Annotated in this window: 15 protein-coding genes and 1 tRNA gene; 14 read left to right on the top strand and 2 right to left on the bottom strand. The window is 70.7% G+C overall.

Going from position 1 to position 25,074, the window contains the following annotated elements; genetic code table 11:
- Positions 1-80: 80 nt before the first annotated feature.
- The 4 genes from lgt (at position 81) to pyk (ending at position 8,694) form a co-directional block, all read left to right on the top strand.
- The gene (lgt, locus tag EL245_RS02265; RefSeq protein WP_126383899.1) at positions 81-1,109 is read left to right on the top strand and encodes a prolipoprotein diacylglyceryl transferase; all 1,029 of its coding nucleotides are present in this window, start codon (positions 81-83) and stop codon (positions 1,107-1,109) included.
- Positions 1,110-1,217: 108 nt separating this feature from the next.
- Positions 1,218-5,753, top strand: a complete 4,536-nt coding sequence (gltB, locus tag EL245_RS02260; RefSeq protein ID WP_197719434.1) for a glutamate synthase large subunit — start codon at positions 1,218-1,220, stop codon at positions 5,751-5,753.
- Positions 5,746-7,206, top strand: a complete 1,461-nt coding sequence (locus EL245_RS02255) for a glutamate synthase subunit beta (protein ID WP_126381675.1) — start codon at positions 5,746-5,748, stop codon at positions 7,204-7,206. Before gltB ends, EL245_RS02255 begins: the two co-directional genes overlap by 8 nt.
- Before the next feature lie 69 nt (positions 7,207-7,275).
- A complete protein-coding gene (gene pyk, locus EL245_RS02250; RefSeq protein WP_126381674.1) occupies positions 7,276-8,694 on the top strand; it encodes a pyruvate kinase in 1,419 nt (472 codons plus the stop codon).
- A gap of 211 nt (positions 8,695-8,905) precedes the next feature.
- On the opposite strand, the gene EL245_RS02245 is transcribed toward pyk, so the two are convergent.
- Positions 8,906-8,982: transfer RNA gene (locus EL245_RS02245), tRNA-Leu, on the bottom strand.
- 52 nt (positions 8,983-9,034) lie between these two features.
- Here EL245_RS02245 and EL245_RS02240 point away from each other — a divergent pair.
- Positions 9,035-9,634 (top strand): ANTAR domain-containing response regulator, encoded by a 600-nt coding sequence (locus tag EL245_RS02240; protein ID WP_126381673.1) that lies wholly within the window; start codon positions 9,035-9,037, stop codon positions 9,632-9,634.
- A 27-nt stretch (positions 9,635-9,661) separates the two neighbouring features.
- Here EL245_RS02240 and EL245_RS02235 read toward each other — a convergent pair whose 3' ends face one another.
- Positions 9,662-10,231 (bottom strand): PaaI family thioesterase, encoded by a 570-nt coding sequence (locus EL245_RS02235; RefSeq protein ID WP_126381672.1) that lies wholly within the window; start codon positions 10,229-10,231, stop codon positions 9,662-9,664.
- A 17-nt stretch (positions 10,232-10,248) separates the two neighbouring features.
- Here EL245_RS02235 and polA point away from each other — a divergent pair, with 17 nt between their 5' ends.
- The 9 genes from polA to argF all read left to right on the top strand — a co-directional run bounded on the left by polA (position 10,249) and on the right by argF (position 24,818).
- Complete coding sequence (polA, locus tag EL245_RS02230) at positions 10,249-13,029, top strand: DNA polymerase I (RefSeq protein ID WP_408608379.1); 2,781 nt, start codon at positions 10,249-10,251, stop codon at positions 13,027-13,029.
- 442 nt (positions 13,030-13,471) lie between these two features.
- Positions 13,472-14,929, top strand: coding sequence for a 30S ribosomal protein S1 (gene rpsA, locus EL245_RS02225; protein ID WP_126381671.1), 1,458 nt, complete (start codon positions 13,472-13,474; stop codon positions 14,927-14,929).
- A 177-nt stretch (positions 14,930-15,106) separates the two neighbouring features.
- The gene (locus tag EL245_RS02220; RefSeq protein WP_126381669.1) at positions 15,107-16,825 is read left to right on the top strand and encodes a hypothetical protein; all 1,719 of its coding nucleotides are present in this window, start codon (positions 15,107-15,109) and stop codon (positions 16,823-16,825) included.
- Positions 16,826-16,901: 76 nt separating this feature from the next.
- Positions 16,902-18,194 (top strand): dephospho-CoA kinase, encoded by a 1,293-nt coding sequence (gene coaE / locus EL245_RS13530; protein WP_232009833.1) that lies wholly within the window; start codon positions 16,902-16,904, stop codon positions 18,192-18,194.
- A 110-nt stretch (positions 18,195-18,304) separates the two neighbouring features.
- On the top strand, positions 18,305-18,526 hold the full coding sequence (locus EL245_RS13135; protein ID WP_161512797.1) for a hypothetical protein: 222 nt from the start codon (positions 18,305-18,307) through the stop codon (positions 18,524-18,526).
- A gap of 98 nt (positions 18,527-18,624) precedes the next feature.
- Positions 18,625-20,721: an excinuclease ABC subunit UvrB gene (gene uvrB / locus EL245_RS02205; RefSeq protein ID WP_126381667.1), complete on the top strand. Its 2,097-nt coding sequence runs from the start codon at positions 18,625-18,627 to the stop codon at positions 20,719-20,721.
- Positions 20,722-20,991: 270 nt separating this feature from the next.
- Complete coding sequence (gene arcD, locus EL245_RS02200; RefSeq protein WP_126381665.1) at positions 20,992-22,437, top strand: arginine-ornithine antiporter; 1,446 nt, start codon at positions 20,992-20,994, stop codon at positions 22,435-22,437.
- 65 nt (positions 22,438-22,502) lie between these two features.
- A complete protein-coding gene (locus EL245_RS02195) occupies positions 22,503-23,744 on the top strand; it encodes an arginine deiminase (protein ID WP_126381663.1) in 1,242 nt (413 codons plus the stop codon).
- A 63-nt stretch (positions 23,745-23,807) separates the two neighbouring features.
- Positions 23,808-24,818, top strand: a complete 1,011-nt coding sequence (gene argF, locus EL245_RS02190; protein WP_126381490.1) for an ornithine carbamoyltransferase — start codon at positions 23,808-23,810, stop codon at positions 24,816-24,818.
- The last annotated feature ends 256 nt before the right edge of the window (positions 24,819-25,074 follow it).

Below are 25,074 nucleotides of genomic sequence, written 5' to 3'. Positions count from 1 at the left end.
TGCCCGCAGCCTCTGCCGCGTTCGCCGCCCACCTGACCGTGCTCGCGCCGTCCGTGGCCGCCTCGTCCGCCCCCGTCGGGCTGTCCCCGACCTCCATCCCCAGCCCGGCCAGGGCGGTGTGGTACCTGGGCCCCGTCCCCCTGCGTGCCTACGCCCTGTGCATGCTCACCGGCATCGCCGTGGCCGTGTGGTGGACCGACCGGCGCTACCGGCGCGCGGGCGGACCGCAGGACACGGTCCTGGACCTCGCGCTGCTGGCGGTGCCTGCCGGCATCGTGGGGGCCCGGCTCTACCACGTCCTGTCCTCACCCGATCGCTACTTCGGTCCTGAGGGGAGCCTGTGGCTCATCCCCAGGATCTGGGAGGGCGGGCTCGGTGTCTGGGGGGGTATCGCCGCGGGCGCCGCCGCATGCGCCTGGCTCCTTCGCCGACGCGGCCTGCGCGTGGCGCCCTTCGCCGACGCCGCCGCCCCGGCGGTCCTGGTCGCCCAGGCCATCGGGCGCCTGGGCAACTACTTCAACCAGGAGCTCTTCGGCGGACCGACGACGCTGCCGTGGGGCCTGGAGATCGACGCGGCCCACCTGCCCCCGGGCTACGCCCCGGGTACCCTGTTCCACCCGACCTTCCTCTACGAGGCCCTGTGGAACCTCGCCGGAGCGCTCGTCCTCCTGGGGCTCGGGCGGCGCCTGACCCGCGACGGCGGGGCCAGCGGCGGCAGGCTCATGTGGGCCTACCTCATGGTCTACACCTCCGGCCGGGCGTGGATCGAGTACCTGCGGGTCGACGACGCCCAGCTCGTGGCGGGGCTGCGCCTCAACGTATGGACCTCCCTCATCGTCTTCCTCATCGGCCTCGCGGGATACATCTGGTCCTCCCGGCGCCCGCTGAGCGACGCCGTCACCGTGCCGGGGCGACAGGACTCCCCGCAGCCCGGCGAGCCGGAGGACCCGCACGACGCCCCGTCGGCCCCCACAGAGCCCGTCTCCGGCCCGGTCTCCGGGTCGGTCTCGGAGCCCGGACCCGGGGAGGACACCGATGCGCAAGCACCGGATCGTGTAATTCCCGCGAAATCACAGGCTGGAAGGCTTCGCGAGGACGAGACGCAGTAGTCCCGCATCTCGGACAACAGTCTGCGTCGCGGGGCGGCAGCGCCCACCAGGACGACGACAAGGACGGTCCGTATGCAGCACACGGCGCCCCAGCCACGACACTCTGCGATGCCCCAGCGCCAGGGGCTGTACGACCCCGCCAACGAGCACGACGCCTGCGGCATGGGATTCGTCGCCCGTCTTGACGGGCAGGCGACCCACTCGGTGGTCACCGACGCCCTCCACGTCCTGGCCCGCCTGGACCACCGTGGCGCAGTGGGCGCCGAGGAGAACTCAGGGGACGGCGCAGGCATCCTCATGGCGGTGCCGGACGCCTTCCTGCGCGATGAGGTCGCCAACCTCCCGGCACCCGGGTCCTACGCCGTCGGGCTCGTGTTCCTGCCCGGCCCCCACGACGGCGCCCAGGCCCGCTCGACGGCGGTCGCGGCCGTCGAGCGCCTGGCCCGGGAGGAGGGACTGCGGGTCGTGGGATGGCGCGACGTGCCCACCGACGACTCGATGATCGGGCCGACCGCCCGCGGCTGCATGCCCGACTTCCGCCACCTCATCGTGTCCGACCGCTCCGGGCGGGCCAACGGGGTCGACCTGGACCGGCTGGCCTACAGGCTGCGCCGCCGCGCCCAGCACGAGGCCGGTGTCTACATGGCCTCGCTGTCGAGCCGCACCCTCGTGTACAAGGGCATGCTCACCACCTCCCAACTCGCTGAGTTCTTCCCCGACCTGACCGATGAGCGCGTGGCCACGCGCGTGGCCCTCGTGCACTCGCGCTTCTCGACCAACACCTTCCCCTCCTGGCCCCTGGCTCAGCCCTTCCGCATGATCGCCCACAACGGCGAGATCAACACCGTGCGCGGCAACCGGAACTGGATGGCGGCACGCGAGAGCTCGATGACCAGCCCCGAGCTGGGCGACCTGTCCTCCCTGCTGCCGGTGTGCAGCCCGGGCTCGTCGGACTCCGCCTCCTTCGACGAGGTCTTCGAGCTGCTCACCCTGGCAGGACGCTCGATGCCTCACGCCATGGCCATGCTCGTGCCCGAGGCCTGGGAGAAGAACACGACGATGGACCCGTCGGTGCGTGCCTTCTACCGGTACTGCTCGGCGATCTGCGAGCCCTGGGACGGGCCCGCCGCCATGGTCTTCACCGACGGCGCCCAGGTCGGTGCCGTCATGGACCGCAACGGCCTGCGTCCCGGACGCTGGACGGCCACGAAGGACGGCACGGTGGTCCTGGCCTCGGAGACCGGGGTCCTGCCCATCGAGGAGTCCAACATCGTCGCGCGCGGGCGCCTGGAGCCGGGCACCATGTTCCTCGTCGACCTGGAGTCCGGCAGGATCGTGCCCGACGCCGAGATCAAGGAGGGCCTGGCCTCCGGCGCGCCCTACGACCAGTGGCTCGACGAGCACATGGTCCGGCTCGAGGACCTGCCGGTGCGCGAGCACGTGGGTCACTCCCCGTCCTCGGTCCTGCGGCGCCAGCAGACCTTCGGCTACACCCACGAGGAGCTGAGCATGCTCCTGGCCCCGATGGCCGTGGGCGGGGCCGAGGCCATCGGCTCGATGGGAACCGACACCCCGATCGCCGTGCTCTCGGACCGGCCGCGCCTCGTCTTCGACTACTTCAGCCAGCTCTTCGCCCAGGTGACCAACCCGCCGCTGGACTCCTACAGGGAGGAGCTCGTCACTTCCCTGTCGATGACCATCGGCCCTGAGCCCAACTTCCTGGCCGACCTGCCCGAGCACGCGCGCAAGCTCGTCATCCCCTTCCCGGTGCTCACCTCCGACCAGCTCGCCCAGCTCACCCACATCGGGCGGGCCCGTGCCGGCAAGGGCTTCACCGCGGTCAAGGTCTCCGGGCTCTTCCGCGTCTCGGGCGGGCAGGCCGCCCTGCGCGAGCGCATCGGTGAGATCTGCGCCGAGATCGACGCAGCGGTGGACGAGGGCGTCTCCTTCATCATCCTGTCCGACCGAGAGTCCACCGCGGAGATGGCCCCGATCCCCTCCCTGCTGCTGACCAGCGCGGTCCACCACCACCTACTGCGCCGTCGGACCCGCACGAAGGTCGGGCTCGTCGTCGAGGCCGGCGACGTGCGCGAGGTCCACCACGTAGCCCTGCTCATCGGCTACGGGGCCGGGGCGGTCAACCCCTACCTCGCCATGGAGTCCGTCGAGGACCTCGCCCGGGCCGGCACCATCGACGTCGAGCCCGCCCGGGCCGTCGACAACCTCGTCCATGCCCTGGGCAAGGGGGTGCTCAAGGTCATGTCGAAGATGGGCATCTCGACGGTGGCCTCCTACCACGGAGCACAGGTCTTCCAGGCCATCGGCCTGTCTGCCGAGCTCGTCGAGGAGTTCTTCACCGGAACCCCCACGCCCCTGGGCGGGGTGGGCCTCGACGTCATCGCCGAGGAGGTCGCCGCACGCCACCGCACCGCCTACCCTCCCTCGGGCATCTCCCCGGCCCACCGCACCCTGGCCACCGGCGGGGACTACCACTGGCGCAGGGAGGGCGAGGACCACCTCTTCACCCCTGAGACGATCGCCCGTCTCCAGCACGCCACCCGCACCGAGCGCCAGGAGGTCTTCCGCCGCTACACCGACGAGGTCAACGACCAGTCCCGCCGGCTCATGACCCTGCGCGGCCTCATGCGCCTGCGCACCGAGGACGTCGTGCCGGTGCCCCTGGAGGAGGTCGAGCCGGTGGAGTCCATCGTCACCCGCTTCGCCACGGGCGCGATGAGCTACGGCTCCATCAGCCAGGAGGCACACGAGGTCCTCGCGGTGGCGATGAACCGCCTGGGCGGCAAGTCCAACACCGGCGAGGGAGGGGAGATGCGTGAGCGGCTCCACGACCCCGAGCGCTGCTCCAAGATCAAGCAGGTCGCCTCCGGCCGCTTCGGGGTGACCGCCGAGTACCTCACCTTCGCCGAGGACATCCAGATCAAGATGGCCCAGGGAGCCAAGCCCGGGGAGGGCGGCCAGCTGCCCGCCCACAAGGTCTACCCGTGGGTGGCCCAGGCACGCCGCTCCACCCCGGGGGTCGGGCTCGTCTCCCCGCCGCCGCACCACGACATCTACTCCATCGAGGACCTCGCCCAGCTCATCTCCGACCTCAAGAACGCCAACGAGGAGGCACGCATCCACGTCAAGCTCGTCTCCGAGATCGGCGTGGGCACGGTGGCCGCAGGCGTCTCGAAGGCGCGGGCCGACGTCGTGCTCATCTCCGGCTTCGACGGAGGCACCGGTGCCGCGCCCCTGACGAGCATCAAGCACGCCGGCGCGCCCTGGGAGATCGGCCTGGCCGAGGCGCAGCAGACCCTCGTCCTCAACGACCTGCGGGACCGGATCGTCGTCCAGTGCGACGGCCAGCTCAAGACCGGTCGTGACGTCGTGATCGCCGCGCTGCTGGGCGCCGAGGAGTTCGGCTTCGCCACGACGGCGCTCGTCGTCTCGGGCTGCATCATGATGCGCAAGTGCCACCTCGACACCTGCCCGGTGGGGGTGGCCACCCAGAACCCGGTCCTGCGGGAGCGCTTCAGCGGACGCCCCGAGTTCATCGTCACCTTCTTCCGCTACATCGCCGAGGAGGTGCGCGAGCTCCTGGCCAGCCTCGGCCTGCGCAGCATCGAGGAGGCCGTCGGGCGCGCCGACCTCCTCGACACGCGGCAGGCCGTCGACCACTGGAAGGCCGCCGGGCTCGACCTGAGCGCGACCCTGACGATGGCCCAGCCGAGCCCGGGCTCCTCCCTCCACCACGCCCGCCCCCAGGACCACGGCCTCGAGGGGGTCCTCGACCGCACGCTCATCTCCCAGGCGGCCCCCGCCCTGCGCAGCGGGACGCGTGTGAGCGTGTCGCTGACCGTGGAGAACACCGACCGGTCCGTGGGCACGATGCTCGGCCACGAGATCGCCAAGACCTACGGCGACGACGGCATGGCCGACGGCACCATCGAGGTCAACCTCACCGGGTCCGCCGGGCAGTCCCTGGGAGCCTTCATGCCCCGGGGCGTCACGATCCGCCTGACCGGGGACGCCAACGACTACGTCGGCAAGTCCCTGTGCGGCGGGCGGGTCAGCGTGCGGCCCGGCCCCGAGGCCGGCTTCGTCGCCGAGGACAACGTCATCGCAGGCAACGTCATCGGCTACGGCGCCACCGCGGGCGAGCTGTACATCCGGGGGAGGGTCGGTGAGCGCTTCGCCGTGCGCAACTCCGGGGCGACGCTCGTGGCCGAGGGCGCAGGGGACCACGCCCTGGAGTACATGACCGGCGGGACCGCGGTCATCCTGGGTCCCACCGGACGCAACCTGGCCGCCGGCATGTCCGGCGGGACCGGGTACGTGCTCGACCTCGACCCCGCCACCGTCAACGCCGAGGCCCTGGCCTCGGGAGCCATCGACCTGGCGCCCCTGGAGGAGGCCGACGTCGAGGACCTCACGGCCGTCCTGGAGACGCACGTGGCCGAGACCGGCTCACAGCGCGCGGCCGCGCTCCTGGCCGACCCCGCGTCCCTGGCCGACCGCTTCACCCGGATCCTGCCGCGCCACTACGCGGCGGTGCGCAGGATCCTGGCCCAGGCGCAGTCCGAGGGCCTGACCCCGTCCGACCCCACCGTGTGGCAGAGCATCCTGGAGGTGTCCCGTGGCTGATCCCCGCGGCTTCCTGACGACGACCGAGCGCGAGCTCCCCTCCTACCGGCCGGTCGAGGTCCGCATCCTCGACTACCGGGAGGTCGAGGACCGTGGCACCCAGGACGAGGCCATGGTGCGTCGCCAGGCCTCGCGCTGCATGGACTGCGGCATCCCGTTCTGCCACTCGGCCTGCCCCCTGGGCAACCTCATCCCCGAGTGGAACGACCTGACGTGGAAGGACGACCTGCCCGCGGCCGTCGAGCGACTCCACGCCACGAACAACTTCCCCGAGCTGACCGGCAGGCTGTGCCCGGCGCCCTGCGAGTACGCCTGCACCCTGGGCATCAACCAGCCGGCGATCACGATCAAGAACATCGAGCACTCCATCGCCGAGGCAGCCTTCGAGGCCGGCCTGGTCGACCCGCAGGTGCCGGCGTTCCTGACCGGCTCGACCGTGGCGGTCATCGGCTCGGGACCCGCGGGGCTGGCGGCCGCCCAGCAGCTGACCCGCGCGGGCCACACCGTGGCCGTCTTCGAGCGCGACGACCTGCCCGGGGGGCTGCTGCGCTACGGAATCCCGGAGTTCAAGCTCGAGAAGGCTGTCCTCGACCGGCGCCTGGCCCAGATGGAGGCCGAGGGGACACGCTTCCGCACAGGCGTCGAGGTCGGCACCGACCTCACCGGCACCGAGCTGCTCGAGTCCTACGACGCCGTCGTCATCGCGGTGGGAACCCCCCAGCGCCGGGACCTGCAGGTCCCCGGCCGCGAGCTGGAGGGCACCGTCCAGGCCCTCGACTACCTGACGGCCGCCACCCGGGAGGTCCACGGCCAGGGCCCCACCTCGATCAGCGCCGAGGGCAAGGACGTCGTCATCATCGGAGGCGGCGACACCGGCGCGGACTGCCTGGGCACGGCGATCCGCCAGGGCGCGGCCTCGGTGACCTCCATCGAGATCATGCCCGCTCCGCCGACCGAGCGGCCCGAGGGCCAGCCCTGGCCCACCTACCCCCGGCTCTACAAGGTCGCCAGCGCCCACGAGGAGGGCGGAGAGCGCCTGTGGGCCACCTCGACGGTCGAGATGATCGACGACGGAGCCGGGCGCGTGGGCTCCCTGCGGCTGACCGAGGTGCGCCTCGAGGGCGGGCGTCCGGTGGCCGTCCCGGGCACCGAGCGCGTCATCCCCGCCCAGCTCGTCCTGCTCGCGATGGGGTTCACAGGAGTCGCCCCGACCGGCGTCATCGCCCAGCTCGGGCTCGAGGTCGACGGGCGCGGCAGGGTCGTGCGTGACGACCAGTGGGCCACTGCGGTCCTGGGGGTCTTCGTCGCAGGCGACGCCGGGCGCGGTCAGAGCCTCATCGTGTGGGCCATCGCCGAGGGGAGGGCGGCCGCGGCGGCCGTGGACCGCTACCTGAGCGGCTCGACGGGACTGGCCTCCCCGGTCACCCCGACGCAGGTCCAGCTCCAGCCCTGAGGCCACCGGTCCCGCCACGTTGCGCAGACGACACCCCACCGGCCTGAGTCGATCCTCTAGGCTTAGCCCATGCGCAGAGCCAAGATCGTATGCACCCTGGGACCAGCCACCGACTCGCCCGAGCAGGTGCAAGCGCTCGTGGACGCGGGCATGAACGTGTGCCGCATCAACCGCTCCCACGGGCGAGCGGAGGACCAGGAGGAGGTCATCGCCCGCGTGCGCGCGGCCGCCGAGGCCTCCGGACGCCCGGTGGCCATCCTCGTCGACCTCCAGGGACCCAAGATCCGCCTGGGCAGGTTCGTGGGCGACCAGAAGGTCATGCTCAACAAGGGCGACGAGTTCACGATCACGACCGACGACGTCCTGGGCACCGTCAAGCGGGTCTCGACGACCTTCAAGGGCCTGCCCGGGGACTGTCGTCCCGGGGACCGGCTCCTCATCGACGACGGCAACGTCGCCGTGCGCGTCGTGGCGGTCACGGACACCGACGTCGTCACGAAGGTCGAGGTGCCCGGCTACGTGTCGAACAACAAGGGCATCAACCTGCCGGGTGTGGCGGTCTCGGTGCCGGCCCTCAGCGAGAAGGACCGCGGGGACCTGCGGTGGGCCCTCAAGATCGGGGCCGACTTCATCGCCCTGTCCTTCGTCCGCTCCGCCGACGACATCGCGGACGTCCACGAGATCATGGACGAGGTCGGTGTGCGCATCCCGGTCATCGCCAAGATCGAGAAGCCCCAGGCGGTGGCCAACCTCCTCGACATCGTCTCGGCCTTCGACGGCATCATGGTGGCCCGCGGCGACCTCGGCGTCGAGATGCCCCTCGAGGCGGTGCCGCTCGTCCAGAAGCGCGCCATCGAGCTCGCCCGCAGGCAGGCCAAGCCCGTCATCGTGGCCACCCAGGTGCTCGAGTCGATGATCCACAACCCGCGGCCCACGCGCGCCGAGGCCTCGGACTGCGCCAACGCCATCCTCGACGGCGCCGACGCCGTCATGCTCTCCGGGGAGACCTCCGTGGGCGCCTACCCCATCGAGGCCGTGCGCACGATGGCCAGCATCATCGAGAACGTCGAGGAGAACGGCGGCGAGCGCATCGCCGCCCTGGGCTCCTACCCGCAGACCCGCGGCGGAGCCCTGACCCGCGCCGCCGCCGAGATGGGCGAGCAGCTCGACGCGACCTACCTCGTCACCTTCACCCAGTCCGGGGACACCGCCAGGCGGCTGTCGCGCCTGCGCTCACCGATCCCGCTGCTCGCCTTCACGCCGCTGTGCTCGACCCGCAACCAGCTCGCGATCTCCTGGGGCGTGGCGCCCTACGAGGTCCCCTCGGTCACGCACACCGACGAGATGGTCGCCCAGGTCGACGAGATGCTCCAGGCCAGGCACCTGGCCCGGGTCGGGGACACGGTCATCATCGTGGCCGGCATGCCCCCCGGCACCCCCGGCTCGACCAACTCGATCCGCGTCCACACCGTCGGCGAGGTCGACTGACGCCGTCCGTGAGGCGGTCTGAGACCGGTTGAGGGGCCGACTGGGGCCGGCCGGGGTCGCCTGGGGCCGGCTGAGCCTGTCCAGGGTGATCCGCCGGCGCCCGCTCGCCCCGCTCAGCCCTCACGGGGGGTGATGAGCGGGGCCAGCGGGGTGACCGGCGAGGGCCGGCACGCGGTGAGTGACCGGCTCACGGGCGGGATTCCGCCGGTCCTGGTACCTCCGGAGGGACTCGAACCCTCAACACTCCGATTTTGAGTCGGATGCCTCTGCCAGTTGGGCTACGGAGGCGCGCACCGCGTCTGACGTGCGGTGCTGTGGATGAGCATACTAGGATCGTGGTGTGAGCAACGAGTCTGGTTCCTCCCGCACCCGCACCGTCATCGTCGCCGAGGACGAGACGCTGATCCGGCTCGACATCGTCGAGATCCTCACCGAGGCCGGTTACGAGGTCGTCGCTGAGGCCGCTGACGGCGAGGAGGCGGTCCGCCTCGTCGACGAGCACCAGCCGGACCTCGTCGTCATGGATGTCAAGATGCCCGTCCTGGACGGCATCACGGCTGCCGAGCGCATCCTCGACAAGCACTCCCTGGCGGTGGTCATGCTCACGGCCTTCTCCCAGACCGAGCTCGTCGAGCGTGCCAGCGCCGCGGGGGCGATGGCCTACGTCGTCAAGCCCTTCACCGCGGCCGACCTCATCCCGGCCCTCGAGATCGCCGCCTCCCGCCACGAGGAGATCCGCTCCCTGGAGTCGGAGATCTCCGACCTCCAGGAGCGCTTCGAGACCCGCAAGCGCGTCGACCGCGCCAAGGGGCTGCTCATGGAGAAGATGGGGCTGAGCGAGCCCGAGTCCTTCCGCTGGCTGCAGAAGACCTCGATGAACCGGAGGCTGACCATGCGGGAGGTCGCTGACGCCGTCATCGAGCAGGTCGGGGGATCCTGAGCCGTGCCCTGAGCCCGGGCGCGCGCCTCATCCCCGGTGCGGCGCCGGGGGCTCCTGGGAGTCCAGGGCGTCCTGGGCGTCCAGGGGGGTGTACAGGGAGCGCAGGCTGCCCACGGCCACGGGCTCGCCGTCCTCGCTGGAGACCCTGACCTCGTAGACCGCCGTGCGGCGGCCCCGGTGGGTCGGAGTCGCCACCGCGGTCACCCAGCCGCGGTGCGCCGGGCGCAGGTGGCTGACGTGGAGCTCGGCACCCACCGGGACCGTCCCCTCAGGGCCGGCCTGTCGAGCCGCGACGGAGGCGGCCGTCTCGATGAGCGCCGCGCTCGCCCCGCCGTGCAGGATCCCCACGACCTGCCGGGCGCCGTCGACGGGCATCCGCACGACCGTCCGCTCGGCCGAGCGCTCGATGACCTCCATGCGCAGCGTCGCCATGAGCGTGCCGCGCTCAGAGTCCTCCAGCCCCGCGGTGCCCAGCGCGCTCGTCGCCGAGACGGCCGAGCCCGCCGGGCGAGGGTCCGGGAAGGGCCGGGCGGCGAAGGCGGGGAAGGCCACGGGCAGGTCGGCGGACTGGGAGGTCGGGGTGTTCTCGTCGCTCATACCCGTAGGCTGGCACGGTGACCACCACCGAGACCAGCCCAGGCACCCTGGAGCCCCCCGCGGGACGGCTCCTGCTCATCGACGGCCACTCGATGGCCTTCCGCGCCTACTACGCGCTGCCGGTCGACAGCTTCACGACCTCGACCGGGCAGACGACCAACGCCGTGCACGGCTTCGTGTCGATGTTCCTGTCCCTGCTCGAGCAGGAGGAGCCCACTCACGTCGCCGTCGCCTTCGACCTGCCCGGCGGCACCTTCCGCACCGAGGAGTACGACCAGTACAAGGCGACGCGCGACGAGACCCCTGCACCCTTCGTCGGCCAGGTCGAGCTGGTCGAGGAGGTCCTGGCAGCGATGCGCGTGCGCACGGTGACCGCCGAGGGATTCGAGGCCGACGACGTCCTGGCCACCCTGGCCGCCCGGGGACAGCAGGAGGGCATGGAGGTCCTCATCTGCTCGGGCGACCGCGACTCCTTCCAGACCGTCACCGAGCGCTGCACCGTCCTCTACCCCGTCAAGGGGGTCTCGACGATGAGGCGCATGACCCCCGCCGAGGTCGAGGAGCGCTACGGCGTGCCCCCGCAGCGCTATCCCCACCTGGCCGCCCTCGTGGGGGAGTCGAGCGACAACCTCCCCGGGGTCCCCGGGGTGGGTCCCAAGACCGCCGCGAAGTGGATCAACCTCTACGACGGCCTCGAGGGGGTCATCGCCCACGCGGACGAGATCAAGGGCAAGGCGGGCCAGTCGCTGCGCGACCACCTCGACGACGTCGTGCGCAACCGCCGCCTCAACCACCTGCGCACCGACCTGGACCTGGGCATCGACCCCGTGCGGGACCTCAGGGTCAGGGGAGCCGACCGGGCCGGGCTGGCACGCGTCATGGAGGTCCTGGAGTTCCGCACCCTGCACCAGCGTGCCGAGCGGGTCCTCGACTTCGACTCCCCGGGGGCCGACTCCCGCGACGAGGGACCGGCACAGGGGCTGGACGCGCTCGAGGTGTCTGTCCTGGGGCACGACCTGCCCCCCGGTGCCCTGGCGGCCTGGCTCGTCGAGCACCTCCCAGCGGGCGACCCGCCCGAGCCCCTGGGCCTCGAGGTCGTCGGGGACATGAGTCCGGGCCGGGGCCGGGCCGGACTCGTCGCCCTGTCGGACGGGGCCCGGGCGGTGGCCGTCGACCTCGACGTGGCGGACGAGGCCGACACGACCGCCCTGGCCCGCCTCCTGTCCGACCCGCGCCGGCCCGTGGTCGTGGCCGACGCCAAGGGTGCCTGGCACGCGCTGGCCGGCTCCGGCATGACGCTCGACGGTGTCGTGGCCGACCCCTCCCTGGCCGGCTACGTGTGCCGGCCGGAGCAGCGCGACTACGACATAGCCACCCTGGCTCAGCGGTGGCTGGGCGTCGACCTCGAGACGCTCGGGAGCGCCTCCCAGGAGGCCGGGACCCAGAGCGCGTTCGACCTGGACGCCCTGGACGGCCGGGCGGCCGGGGCCGAGGCGCTCGCCTCCGCGCGCCGTGCCGCTGTCGTCCTGCCCCTGCAACGTGTCCTTGAGGAGCACATGGCCCAGATCGGCGCCCTCGAGCTCTACGAGGACCTGGAGATGCCGGTCGCCGCGACGCTGGCGGCCATGGAGGACACGGGCATCGCCGTCGACGACGCCGTCCTGGCCGCCCGCGCCGCCGAGCTCGACCGCAGGGTGGCGAGCTCGGCGCAGGCCGCCTACGCCGCAGTGGGCCACGAGGTCAACCTGGCCAGCCCCAAGCAGCTGCAGACCGTCCTGTTCGACGAGCTCGACATGCCCCGGACCCGCAGGACGAAGACCGGCTACACCACCGACGCAGGGGCCCTGGCCGACCTGCTGGCCAAGACCGGCCACCCGTTCCTCGTCAACCTCCTCGAGCACCGCGACGCCACGAAGCTGCGGCAGACCGTCGAGGGGCTGCGCAAGGCCGTGTGCCCCGACTCCCGTGTCCACACCACCTTCCAGCAGACGGTGGCGGCTACGGGACGCCTGTCCTCCAAGGACCCCAACCTCCAGAACATCCCGGCCCGCACCGAGGAGGGGCGGCGCATCAGGGAGGCGTTCACGGTCGGGCCGGAGCACGAGTGCCTCATGACGGCCGACTACTCCCAGATCGAGATGCGCATCATGGCCCACCTGTCGGCCGACGAGGCCCTCATCGAGGCCTTCCGCTCGGGGGAGGACCTCCACCGCTACGTGGCGGCCCTCGTCCACGACGTCGAGGTCGAGGACATCACCTCCGACCAACGCAACCGGGTCAAGGCGATGAGCTACGGCCTGGCCTACGGTCTGTCGACCTTCGGGCTGGCCAAGCAGCTGGGTATCGACAACGCGGAGGCCGCGGCTCTGCGCGACGCCTACTTCGCACGCTTCGGCAAGGTCCACGACTACCTCGTCGGCGTCGTCGAGCAGGCGCGTCACGACGGCTACACGGCCACGATGTTCGGACGGCGCCGCTACCTGCCCGACCTGACCAGCGACAACCGGCAGCGCCGGGAGATCGCCGAGCGCGCTGCCCTCAACGCGCCGATCCAGGGCTCAGCCGCCGACATCGTCAAAAGGGCCATGGTCGAGGTCGCCCGGTCCCTGGAGGAGGCGGGACTGGGCTCACGCATCCTGCTCCAGATCCACGACGAGCTCCTCCTGGAGGTCGCCCGAGGAGAGGCCCAGGAGGTCGAGCGCGTCGTCCGTGAGCGCATGGCGGCGGCGGCGCGACTGGCCGTCCCGCTCGAGGTCTCGGTGGGTCTGGGGACCACGTGGGCCCAGGCCGCGCACTGACCGGCGCACGAACGGCGCTGGCAACGAGGTTGCTACGACGTGACGGAATCCACGTAGGATTGCTGAAAGTTTGTTGGTTACGACGGGGTCACGGTTTGAGATCCTCCTGATAGAGTCCTCATGTGCGTTCCTGGGCATACGCCTTGCGATCGATGTGAACTGTGTGAGCAGTCATGATCCGTGAAGACTCGTGCGACGCAGTGCTGAGCATTCTCAGCGCCGCCCGCACGCGCCGGACCGGAGACGGCCAGCACGGCGAGCACCGTGACGACTGAGAACACAGCGGTGCGGCGTGTCACGCCGTGATACACCACACCGCGTGGAGGCAGTGAGCAGGGTACCGTCCGACCGCGCCGCCTCCCAGTCCGGGCTGGGAGGCGGTCACGGGGAGCGCGCGGTTCTATCCACCCGACCTTCAGTCCGTATTCGGAGCATCCACTCAATGACCACCACCACGCCCAGCCCTGCCCCGGTCGCCGTCAACGACATCGGCTCGACCGAGGAGATCCTCGCCGCCGTCGACGAGACCATGAAGTACTTCGACGACGGTGACATCGTCGAGGGCACTGTCGTCAAGGTCGACCACGACGAGGTCCTCCTCGACATCGGCTACAAGACCGAGGGCGTCATCCTCGCTCGCGAACTGTCCATCAAGCACGACGTCGACCCCGACGAGATCGTCTCCGTCGGGGACGAGATCGAGGCCCTGGTCCTTCAGAAGGAGGACAAGGAGGGTCGTCTGCTCCTGAGCAAGAAGCGCGCTCAGTACGAGCGCGCCTGGGGCACCATCGAGCGGGTCAAGGAGGAGGACGGCGTCGTCACCGGCTCCGTCATCGAGGTCGTCAAGGGCGGCCTCATCCTCGACATCGGCCTGCGAGGCTTCCTGCCCGCCTCCCTGGTCGAGATGCGCCGTGTGCGCGACCTGCAGCCCTACGTCGGTCGCGAGCTCGAGGCCAAGATCATCGAGCTCGACAAGAACCGCAACAACGTCGTCCTGTCGCGCCGGGCCTTCCTCGAGCAGACCCAGTCCGAGGTCCGCACCAACTTCCTCCAGACGCTGCAGAAGGGCCAGGTCCGCTCCGGCGTCGTGTCCTCGATCGTCAACTTCGGCGCCTTCGTCGACCTGGGCGGCGTGGACGGCCTCGTCCACGTCTCGGAGCTGTCCTGGAAGCACATCGACCACCCCTCGGAGGTCGTCGAGGTCGGCACCGAGGTCACCGTCGAGGTCCTCGACGTCGACTTCGACCGCGAGCGCGTCTCCCTGTCGCTCAAGGCGACCCAGGAGGACCCGTGGCAGGCCTTCGCCCGCACCCACGCCATCGGTCAGGTCGTCCCGGGCAAGGTCACCAAGCTCGTCCCCTTCGGCGCCTTCGTGCGAGTCGAGGACGGCATCGAGGGCCTCGTCCACATCTCCGAGCTCGCCCAGCGCCACGTCGAGGTGCCCGAGCAGGTCGCCAAGGTCGGTGACGAGGTCTTCGTCAAGGTCATCGACATCGACCTGGAGCGCCGCCGGATCTCCCTGTCCCTCAAGCAGGCCAACGAGGGCGTGGACCCCGCCTCCGAGGACTTCGACCCCTCGCTGTACGGCATGGCCGCGGAGTACGACGAGAACGGCAACTACAAGTACCCCGAGGGCTTCGACCCGGAGACCAACGAGTGGCTCGAGGGCTACGACGCCCAGCGCGAGGCGTGGGAGGCCGAGTACGCCGCGGCCCACGCCCGCTGGGAGGCCCACAAGGCCCAGGTCTCCAAGGCCCTGGAGGAGGACCAGGACACCGGTTCCGCGGCTCCCGCGCCGGCCGGTGGCACCTCGTACTCCTCGGCCCCCTCGGAGGCCTCGGGCACCCTGGCCTCTGACGAGGCCCTCGCAGCCCTGCGCGAGAAGCTGACGGGCAACTGAGCGGCACCCGCACGACCGGCTCATGATGGCGGCCCGTCCACCGAGGGGTGGACGGGCCGTCGTCACAGGGGCGACCCGGGGTCGCGCTCCCCATCGCCTCGGGTCCTGCGGTGTGTGAGGCTGCAGCCACGACCTCGTGCCACCACACGGTGGCCGACGCCCATGACGGGAGGCACTATGACCACCTGGGAGGAGCTGCCCGCTCTCGTCGCCGCTGCGGGCGACCCCCGCAGCCCGGCGCCACAGCGCAGGCTGTTCGACCTGCTTGTGCGCTCCCACCCTGCGGGTGAGCCCTCGAGGCAGGAGGCCGTCGCCCTGGCCGAGGCCCTCGGAGAGATCGACCGGACCTGGCTGGCGGCCCTCGGCGAGGACCCGGTGCGCACCCGCGAGGAGGTCGACCAGGCCGTCGATCTGTGCCGCGCGGTGCGTACGGCGGCGGGGGAGAGCCTCCTGCCCCTGCGTTTCGCCAGGATCGAGCTGTGCACCTTCTTCGGAGAGGGAGCCGACGCCCTGGAGATGCTGCGCGAGGCGCGCCTGTTCTCCCACGACGGCGTCGACGCCTCCGCGACCCTGGCTGCCGCCAGGCTTCACGACGACTACTCCGGTGTCATCCGCACGACGACAGCCGTCGTGCGGCGACACGAGGCCGACCCGGCCGGAACCGCCCGCTCCTTGAGCGCGAGCCTGCTTCCCTACCTGGCCCAGGGGCGCAAGGTCGAGGCCGAGGACGCCCTCATGGCCCTCGAGGAGCTCGACGTCCCCGACTCCCTCCGGCTCAGGCTGCTCGGTGACCGGCTGGAGTACCTCGGCCTGTCCGGCCAGTGGGAGCGAGGGCTGGCTGTGCTGCGGCACACCGAGCTGGCCGACACCGGGTCCTCGAGCGCCTGGGCGCTGCTCAACGCCGCCGTCGGTGCCAGCCTCGTGCTGCGCGCCGCCAACCGGGCGGGCTACGGCGCCAACGCCCTGGGCGCCACCCTGCGCTGGGCCACCCCGTGGACACCTCCCCTCCAGGTCACCGGCTGGGACACCGTCGTCCACGCCTATGACGCCGTGACCTCCTTCGTCCGCTCCCTGGCCGTGCGCTTCGACGCGCGCAACGGCAACAACGGCGTGTCCTACCGCCAGGAGTCCCGGATGGCGGCCGAGCCCGGGGGGCTGTCGAGACGCTCCTACGGGACGGTGACCGCCGCCGCGGTCGACCAGTCCCGCCTGCCCCACCGGGCCTCCCTCCTGTCCGACGTCAACCAGCTCCTCGTCCTGGCGCGCGGATACGGGCTCCAGTCCGTGCACGAGCGGGCCGTGACCACCGCTGAGACCGTGAGCGAGTCACTGGCCTGCGTGACCGACGACTCCCAGCTCGAGACGGTCGTCGACCTCAGGGTGGCCTTCGCGCGACTTCTCCTCGCCCTGGGAGCCGGTGAGAGGGCCGAGCTCGAGGCCCTCGACACCGCCGAGCTCTGCCTGTCCCAGGGATGGATCGAGCTGGCCAGCGCCAGCGTGGCCACGGCCGCGCGGGCCGCGGGCTCCCGCGGGGACGACGCCTCCCGCCAGCGCCACTGGGACCGGGTGCGCGGGCTCATGGCCGACTGGGGCTCCTCACGCACCAAGGAACGGATCTCTCTCGTGGTCGAGGCGGTCGGCGATCCGGCCACGGCCGCCACGATGATGGCCGTCCTCGGAGAGGCCCTCGCCCAGGGGGTCGAGGAGGACACCTCGCGTGCCTCGGCCGCGCGGGAGGCGTGCAAGCGGGGACGCGAGCTCCTCGGGCGGTCCAAGTCCGTCCCCGACGGGGTGGAGCAGCGGCTCGACGCCGTCGAACGGCAGGTCGCGCCCTTCGGACGCGGTCGAGGAGGCCGCCACCGTGCCGTCCAGGAGGAGGACTCGGCCGACCTGTAGGCGAGGCGGTGCGCCAGGGCGCGGGACCCGAGGCCGGGGTGTGCGCCCCGAGGCCGCGATCCTCTAGCCTCGGGACATGATCGAGCACCGTGCGACCGGGCAGGGCGGCGCGGCGGACCCGGCTGTGCCGACTCGGGTGCGCCTGACCGGCGTCGAGACCCTCAGCCCCGGGACGACCGGCGCCTCGTGGCGGGCCGTACGACTCGTGCCTGAGCGCCTCGTGGCTCCCGGAGGCAGGATCACGGTGGAGCGCGAGCGCCTGCCGCGGTCCCGCGCCCAGGCCATGGCGGCCGCCCGCGCCGCGGTCCTCGACCGCCCCGAGGTCCTCCTCCACGTCAGCGCCTGCCCGTCGGCCACCGCGCTGCGTGTCGAGACCAGGGCCGTCGACCCCGACGCCTGCCGGCGGCAGGCACCCACCGGCTTGCGCGACCGGGCCCCCCGTCCGCCCTGCGGTCCTCCGGAGCTCAGGGCCAGGTGGCTCGCCAGCGCGATGGTGGGGCGCCTGCGCGCCGCCGGCCACCGGGTCGAGCTGTCCGACACGGCCGGCTCCTGCGAGGGCAACGCCGCCCTGTACGCCGCGCTCAAGGCCGCGCAGGACCGTGACGGAGACGGCCGCGCCCCCCTCATCGGACTCGTCCACGTCCCCCCGCCCCAGGTCATGGCGCCCGATGTCGCCTCAGAGGTGCTCACGGACCTCCTCGTCGAGCTGTCCGACCAGGCCCGGCGCGCCCGGTGCGCGGAGGCGGGATGGTCCCGCCTGTCGGTCGGGCGGGGCCGCCGTGCCCTCAGGGTGGGCCTGACCGGGGGGATCGGCGCAGGCAAGTCGACGGTCGCCCGGCTCCTGAGAGCCCGTGGCGCCCACGTCGTCGACGCCGACGCCATCGCCCGGGAGGTCCTCGCTCCCGGAGCACCCGCACTCGCGGCGGTCGCCGAGGCCTTCGGTCCGCGGGTGATGGCGGCCGACGGTGCCCTCGACAGGGCCGCGCTGGCCGAGATCGTCTTCTCCGACCCCTCGTCGCGCGCTCGTCTCGAGGCCCTCACCCTGCCCCGTGTCGCCGAGGCCGCCGCCGAGCGCATGGAGCGTCACGGACGCGCCCGGGTCGCTGTCTACGACGTCCCGCTGCTGACCGAGGGCGCGATGGCTGACCTCTTCGACTGCGTCGTCGTCGTCGAGGCCCCTCTCAAGGCGAGGCTGAGTCGTCTGGCCGGACGGGGCACCGCCCGTACCCAGGCGCTTGAGCGCATGGCCAACCAGGCCAGCGACGCCCAGCGGCGGGCCGTGGCTGACGTCGTCGTGAGCAACGGGTCCTCGCCGGCCGACCTGGTCGACGCCGTTGACCGCCTGTGGGAGCACCTGACCGGGGGCTGACACCCAGGCGGCCTTCCGACGCGCGACCGGCTGCCCCGTACCTGGGACGCACGTGCACGGGTCGCGTAGAGTGTGGGACAGATCCCCTGACCGTGGACGGAGGCTGCCGCATGCCCACCCCTCTCCAGACCCGACGGGGCGCACTCGCCCTGGGTACGACCGCGCTCCTCAGTGCTCTGGCCGGATGCGCCGACTCCGAGAACGACGAGAACAACGAGAACGACGACAACGACGAGAACAACGAGAACAACGAGAACGACGACAACGACTCTGGCGACGACTCCGACAACGACTCCGGCGACGACGGCCAGGACTCCTCGGACGAGGACTGAGGCGGTTCGGGAGGGTCCGGGCGGTGCCCGGAGCACTGAGGAGCGCGGTCGGGCACGGGGTCTTCGGGACGTCCGAGGTGCGACGTAGCCTTGGGGCCATGCGTCCCGTGACCGACCTGCGCCGTACCGACAAGCCTTTCGAGGTCATCAGTCCCTACAGCCCCAGCGGTGACCAGCCCGCAGCGATCGCCGAGCTCGCCGAGCGCCTGCGGGCGGGGGAGAAGGACATCGTCCTGCTCGGTGCCACGGGAACGGGCAAGTCCGCCACGACCGCCTGGCTGGTCGAGCAGGTCCAGCGGCCCACGCTCATCCTGGAGCCCAACAAGACCCTGGCCGCGCAGATGGCCGCGGAGTTCCGCGAGCTGCTGCCCAACAACGCGGTCGAGTACTTCGTGTCCTACTACGACTACTACCAGCCCGAGGCCTACGTGCCCCAGACCGACACCTTCATCGAGAAGGACTCCTCCATCAACGACGAGGTCGAGCGCCTGCGCCACAGCGCGACGAACTCCCTGCTCACCCGCCGGGACGTCGTCGTGGTGTCCTCGGTGTCCTGCATCTACGGCCTGGGTACCCCCCAGGAGTACGTCGACCGCATGACGCCCCTGGAGGTCGGCCAGGTCATCGACCGCGACGAGCTGCTGCGGCGCTTCGTGGGCATGCAGTACACCCGCAACGACATCGACTTCACCCGGGGGACCTTCCGCGTGCGCGGCGACACCGTCGAGATCATCCCCATGTACGAGGAGCTCGCCGTGCGGGTCGAGTTCTTCGGTGACGAGATCGAGTCCCTGGCCACGCTCCACCCGGTGACCGGCAACGTCATCGACTCCGTCGACCAGGTCTTCGTCTTCCCCGCCTCCCACTACGTGGCCGGTCCCGAGCGGCTCGAGCGGGCGCTGGCGGGCATCGAGGACGAGCTCGCGGGGCGCCTGGCGGTCCTCGAGCGCGACGGCAGGCTCCTGGAGGCCCAGCGCCTGCGCATGCGCACCACCTACGACCTGGAGATGCTGCGCCAGATCGGCTCGTGCTCGGGGGTCGAGAACTACTCGATGCACATCGACGGGCGCGAGCCCGGCACGCCGCCCAACACGCTCCTCGACTACTTCCCCGAGGACTTCCTCCTCGTCATCGACGAGTCCCACGTGACCGTGCCCCAGGTCGGTGCCATGCACGAGGGAGACGCCTCGCGCAAGCGCACCCTGGTCGAGCACGGGTTCCGCCTGCCCAGCGCCCTGGACAACCGCCCCCTGACCTTCGCCGAGTTCGAGGACCGGGTCGGTCAGACCGTCTACCTGTCCGCCACGCCGGGCGACTACGAGATGGGGCGCTCCGACGGCGTCGTCGAGCAGATCATCCGCCCCACCGGTCTGGTCGACCCCAAGGTCGTCGTCAAGCCCACCGAGGGCCAGATCGACGACCTGCTCGAGGAGGTGCGCACCCGGGTCGAGCGTGAGGAGAGGATCCTGGTGACCACGCTCACCAAGCGGATGGCCGAGGACCTGACGACCTACCTGGCGGACCGGGGCGTGCGCGTGGAGTACCTCCACTCCGACGTCGACACGCTGCGCCGCGTCGAGCTGCTGCGCGAGCTGCGGATGGGCCGCTTCGACGTCCTGGTGGGCATCAACCTCCTGCGCGAGGGGCTGGACCTGCCCGAGGTGTCCCTTGTGTCGATCCTCGACGCGGACAAGGAGGGCTTCCTGCGCTCGACCCGCTCCCTCATCCAGACCATCGGACGTGCTGCTCGCAACGTCTCGGGGGAGGTCCACATGTACGCCGACAAGGTCACCCCCGCCATGGCCGAGGCCATCGAGGAGACCGAGAGGCGCCGTGCCAAGCAGCTTGCATACAACGCAGAGCACGGTATCGACCCCACGCCCCTGCGCAAGCGGATCGCCGACGTCACCGACATGCTCGCCCGCGAGGAGGTCGACACCGCCGAGCTCCTCGCCGGGGGCTACCGCGGGCACGAGGAGCGCGCCGTGGTCTCCCGACGCAAGCGGGCCGCTCAGGCCACTGTGCGGGAGCGCCTGGCCGGCGCCGCCGAGTCCGAGCTCGCCGCGCTCATCGAGGAGCTGACCGCCCAGATGCGGGCGGCCGCCGCCGACCTCCAGTTCGAGCTCGCGGCTCACCTGCGCGACGAGGTCCAGGACCTCAAGAAGGAGCTGCGGGACATGCGGGCCGCGGGCTGAGCCCCGCCCCGTCCCCCTCTGGGCACCCGCCTCCAGACCTTCGTCCCAGATTCCCTGCAGGGCAGTGAGTGAATAACTATCTGCGGCGGTGAGTACACGCCGGGCCGGGGACATCTGAGCCGCGTCGTGGGGCCCGGGCTCGATGAGTACTCATCGGTTTATTCATCGCGAGTACTATCTATTCCTCTGCGGCTCTGGTTGCTTTCCTGGCAAGGCGGTTCTACCGTTCCCCTGAGCACTCACCCCTATCTCGCGAAGGAGCGGGACGTTATGACAACTGCCTCGTCCGAGGCCGACCCCGGCGAATCCGGGGCCTCCCCTTCCCCGACCGCCAAGGTCTCTCTTGCGGCACTCACCGCCCTCGTCATCGGCTCGATGATCGGTGGCGGCATCTTCGGTCTGCCTCAGCAGATGGCGGCCGCGGCGGCCCCCGGTCCTCTCATCATCGGCTGGATCGTCACGGGCGTCGGCATGCTCATGCTGGCATTCGTTTTCCAGCGTCTTGCCGTCAACAAGCCGGAGATCGACGCTGGCATCTACGGGTACGCCCGTGCCGGCTTCGGTGACCTCGTCGGCTTCTCCTCGGCCTGGGGGTACTGGCTGTCGGCGTGGATCGGCAACGTGGGCTACCTCGTGCTGCTCATGTCCTCGATCGGCGTCTTCCTGCCCGGTTTCGGTGCGGGCAACACGACCCTGGCGATCGTCGTGGCCTCGGCGGTCATGTGGCTCTTCCACGTGCTCATCCTGCGGGGCATCCGCGAGGCGGCCGTCGTCAACGCGATCGTGACCGTCGGCAAGGTCCTGCCCCTGCTCGTCTTCGTCGTCCTGGGTCTGCTCGCCTTCAGGCTCGACGTCTTCACCCAGGACTTCTGGGGCGCTGCCGGGTCGGGGTCGGTCATCAGCCAGGTCAAGGCCATGATGCTCGTGACCGTGTGGGTCTTCATCGGTGTCGAGGGCGCCTCGGTGTTCTCCGAGCGGGCCAGGAGCCGCAAGGACGTCGGTCGCGCCACCATCCTGGGCTTCATGTCCGTGCTCGCCCTGCTCCTGGCGGTCAACGTCCTGTCCTACGGCATCATGGCCCGTCCCGAGCTCGCCGAGCTGTCGGACCCCTCCCTGGCGGGGGTGCTCGAGGCTGCCGTCGGCTCGTGGGGCGCGAAGTTCATCGCCCTGGGACTCATCATCTCCCTCGTGGGGGCGCTCCTGTCCTGGTTCCTCATGTGCGCCGAGATCATGCGGGTCCCCGCTCAGGAGGGGCTCATGCCCTCGGTCCTGGGGCGCGAGAACGCCAAGGGCGTTCCCGCCAACGCCCTGTGGCTGACGATGGGGCTGGTCCAGGCCTTCCTCATCTGGACCAGGTTCAACGCCTCGACCTACACCAACCTCATCCTCCTGGCCTCCTCCCTCATCCTCCTGCCCTACCTCCTGTCAGCGCTCTACCAGGTCCTCATCGCCGTCAAGGAGCGGCGGGGCCAGGTCGACCTCGTCGTCGGCCTGCTCGGCTCGGCCTACGGCATCTGGCTGCTCTACGCGGCCGGGCTCGTCTACCTGCTGTACACGGCGGTCTTCTACCTCCTGGGCGTGCCCTTCTTCATCTGGGCCCGTCGCGAGCAGGGCGGGCGGCTCCTCAAGCCCGTCGAGTGGGCGCTCGTGGCCGTCTTCGCGGTGCTGTCCGTCATCGCCGTCATCGGCCTGGCCACCGGGAGCCTGTCCATCTGACCAACCGGTCCACACCCACCGAGCGGGGCGACGAGGCCCCGCTCCCTACACGGAAGGAAGCGAATATGTCCGATCAGAAGCACGGCGTCTACTCCGAGGTCGGCACCCTGCGACGCGTCATGGTCTGCCGGCCCGGGCGCGCCCACGAGCACCTCACCCCGTCGAACTGCCACGACCTGCTCTTCGACGACGTCCTGGACGTGCCCAAGGCGCAGCGTGACCACGAGGTCTTCGTCAACCTCATGCGTGAGCGGGACATCGACGTCCTCGAGCTGCGCGACCTGCTGGCCGACGTCCTCGACATCCCCGAGGCCCGGTCCTTCATTCTGGACCGCCGCGTCAACCACGCCACCATGGGTGTGGGCGTCGCGGAGGACCTGCGCGCCTGGATGGACGAGATGCCCTCGGCCGAGCTCGGCGAGCTCCTCATCGGAGGCCTGGTCTCCGACGAGGTCCCCGCCGACGTCTTCGGTACGTGCATCTCCCCGTTCCACGTCAACAGCGACGACCCCGAGCTGCTCATCGCGCCTCTGCCCAACACCCTGTTCACTCGTGACAACTCCGCCTGGATCTACGACGGCGTCGAGCTGTCCCGCATGTTCTGGGGGGCTCGTCGCCGCGAGGTCCTCCTGCTCACCGCCATCTACCGGTACCACCCGCTGTTCAAGTACGACTACAACGTCTGGCTGGACACGGTGGACAAGGACATGGGCCACACCTTCATCGAGGGCGGCGACATCATGCCGATCGGCAAGGGCATCGTCCTGGTCGGTATGGGCGAGCGCTCGACCTTCCAGGCGGTCAGCCAGATCGCCAAGTCCCTGTTCGACGCAGGCTCGGCCGAGCGGGTCATCGCCGCGCGCATGCCCAAGGAGCGTGCCGCCATGCACCTCGACACCGTGTTCACGATGTGCTCCGAGGAGGTCGTCAACATCTACGACCCGGTCGTCCGGGCGATGGACACCTTCTCCCTGCGCCCCGACGAGACCGAGCGCGGCGGTATCAAGGTCACCTACGACGAGGGCTACTTCGTCGACGTCGTCTCCGACGCCCTGGGCGTCAAGCTCAACCCGGTGCAGTCCACCGCCGGCCGCTACGGCGCGGAGTGCGAGCAGTGGAACGACGGCAACAACGTCGTGGCCCTGTCCCCGGGGGTCGTCGTGGCCTACGACCGGAACTACTCGATCAACGCCAACCTGCGCGCCGCAGGCATCGAGGTCCTCGAGATCCCGTCCTCCGAGCTCGGGCGCGGTCGTGGGGGCGGGCACTGCATGACCTGCCCGATCGACCGCGACCCCGTCTACTGAGGGTCCTGTAGAATCGGCGCCGTCCTTTTTTCATGTTCGACACTGACGAAGGAGTCTTGGATTATGAGTCATTCTCTGCAGGGGCGTCATTTCCTCAAGGAGCTTGATTTCACGGCTGAGGAGTGGCGTGGGCTGCTTGACCTGGCTGCGGAGCTGAAGGCTGCGAAGAAGGCTGGTCGGGAGGTGCAGCGTCTGGTGGGGAAGAACATCGCGCTGATCTTCGAGAAGACCTCGACGCGGACGCGGTGCGCGTTCGAGGTGGCGGCCTATGACCAGGGTGCGCAGGTGACGTACCTGGACCCCTCGGGCTCGCAGATGGGTCACAAGGAGTCGGTGGCTGACACGGCTCGGGTGCTGGGTCGGTTCTATGACGGGATCGAGTTCCGGGGCAAGAAGCAGGAGCACGTTGAGCAGCTGGCTGAGCTGTCGGGGGTGCCGGTGTGGAACGGTCTGACTGATGAGTGGCACCCCACGCAGATGCTGGCTGACCAGCTGACGATGCTGGAGCACGCGGGGGGCAAGGAGATCGGTGAGATCTCGTTCGCCTACCTGGGGGACGCGCGTAACAACGTGGCGAACTCGCTGCTGGTGGCTGGTGCGCTCATGGGGATGGACGTGCGGATGGTGGCTCCTAAGGAGCTGCACAACCCTGCTGAGGTCGTCGAGCAGGCCCAGCGCCTGGCGGAGGTCTCCGGTGCCAGGGTGCTGGTGACTGACGACGTCGAGGCCGGTGTGGCTGGTGTGGACTTCGTGTACACCGACGTGTGGGTCTCGATGGGTGAGCCCAAGGAGGTGTGGGACGAGCGGATCGGTCTGCTGCGTCCGTACCAGGTCAACGCCGAGCTGCTGGCCAAGACGGGGAACCCGGGGGTGAAGTTCCTGCACTGCCTGCCGGCGTTCCACGACACGAACACCACGGTGGGCAAGGACATCTTCGACAAGACCGGTCTGGACGGGGTCGAGGTCACCGACGACGTGTTCGAGTCCGAGGCCAACGTCGCCTTCGACCAGGCCGAGAACCGGATGCACACCATCAAGGCCGTCATGGTCGCCACCCTGGGAACCTGGGAGTGAGCCCCATGAGAATCGTCGTCGCACTGGGCGGCAACGCCCTGCGCGACGAGGTGTGAGCGGGCCTGCTCACAGGACTCCGCTGAGGAGGACGCGGGGCGTCCGTCGCGGCTGCGGCGGGCGCCCCGCGTCGCGCACCCCACAGCCTTGAGTGCCCGCTCGAGGCCGACGCCGAGGGCCTGGGACGTTAGACTCACGCTGTCATCAGACAACGGAGGGGAGTACTCCCACCAACAGCGACGTCGTCATCACGGCGGAC

Source organism: Actinomyces howellii (assembly GCF_900637165.1).
GTDB classification, from domain to species: Bacteria; Actinomycetota; Actinomycetes; order Actinomycetales; family Actinomycetaceae; genus Actinomyces; species Actinomyces howellii.
The sequence above is the reverse complement of the archived record's forward strand: the minus strand, read 5'-3'. Positions and strand labels throughout refer to the sequence as shown.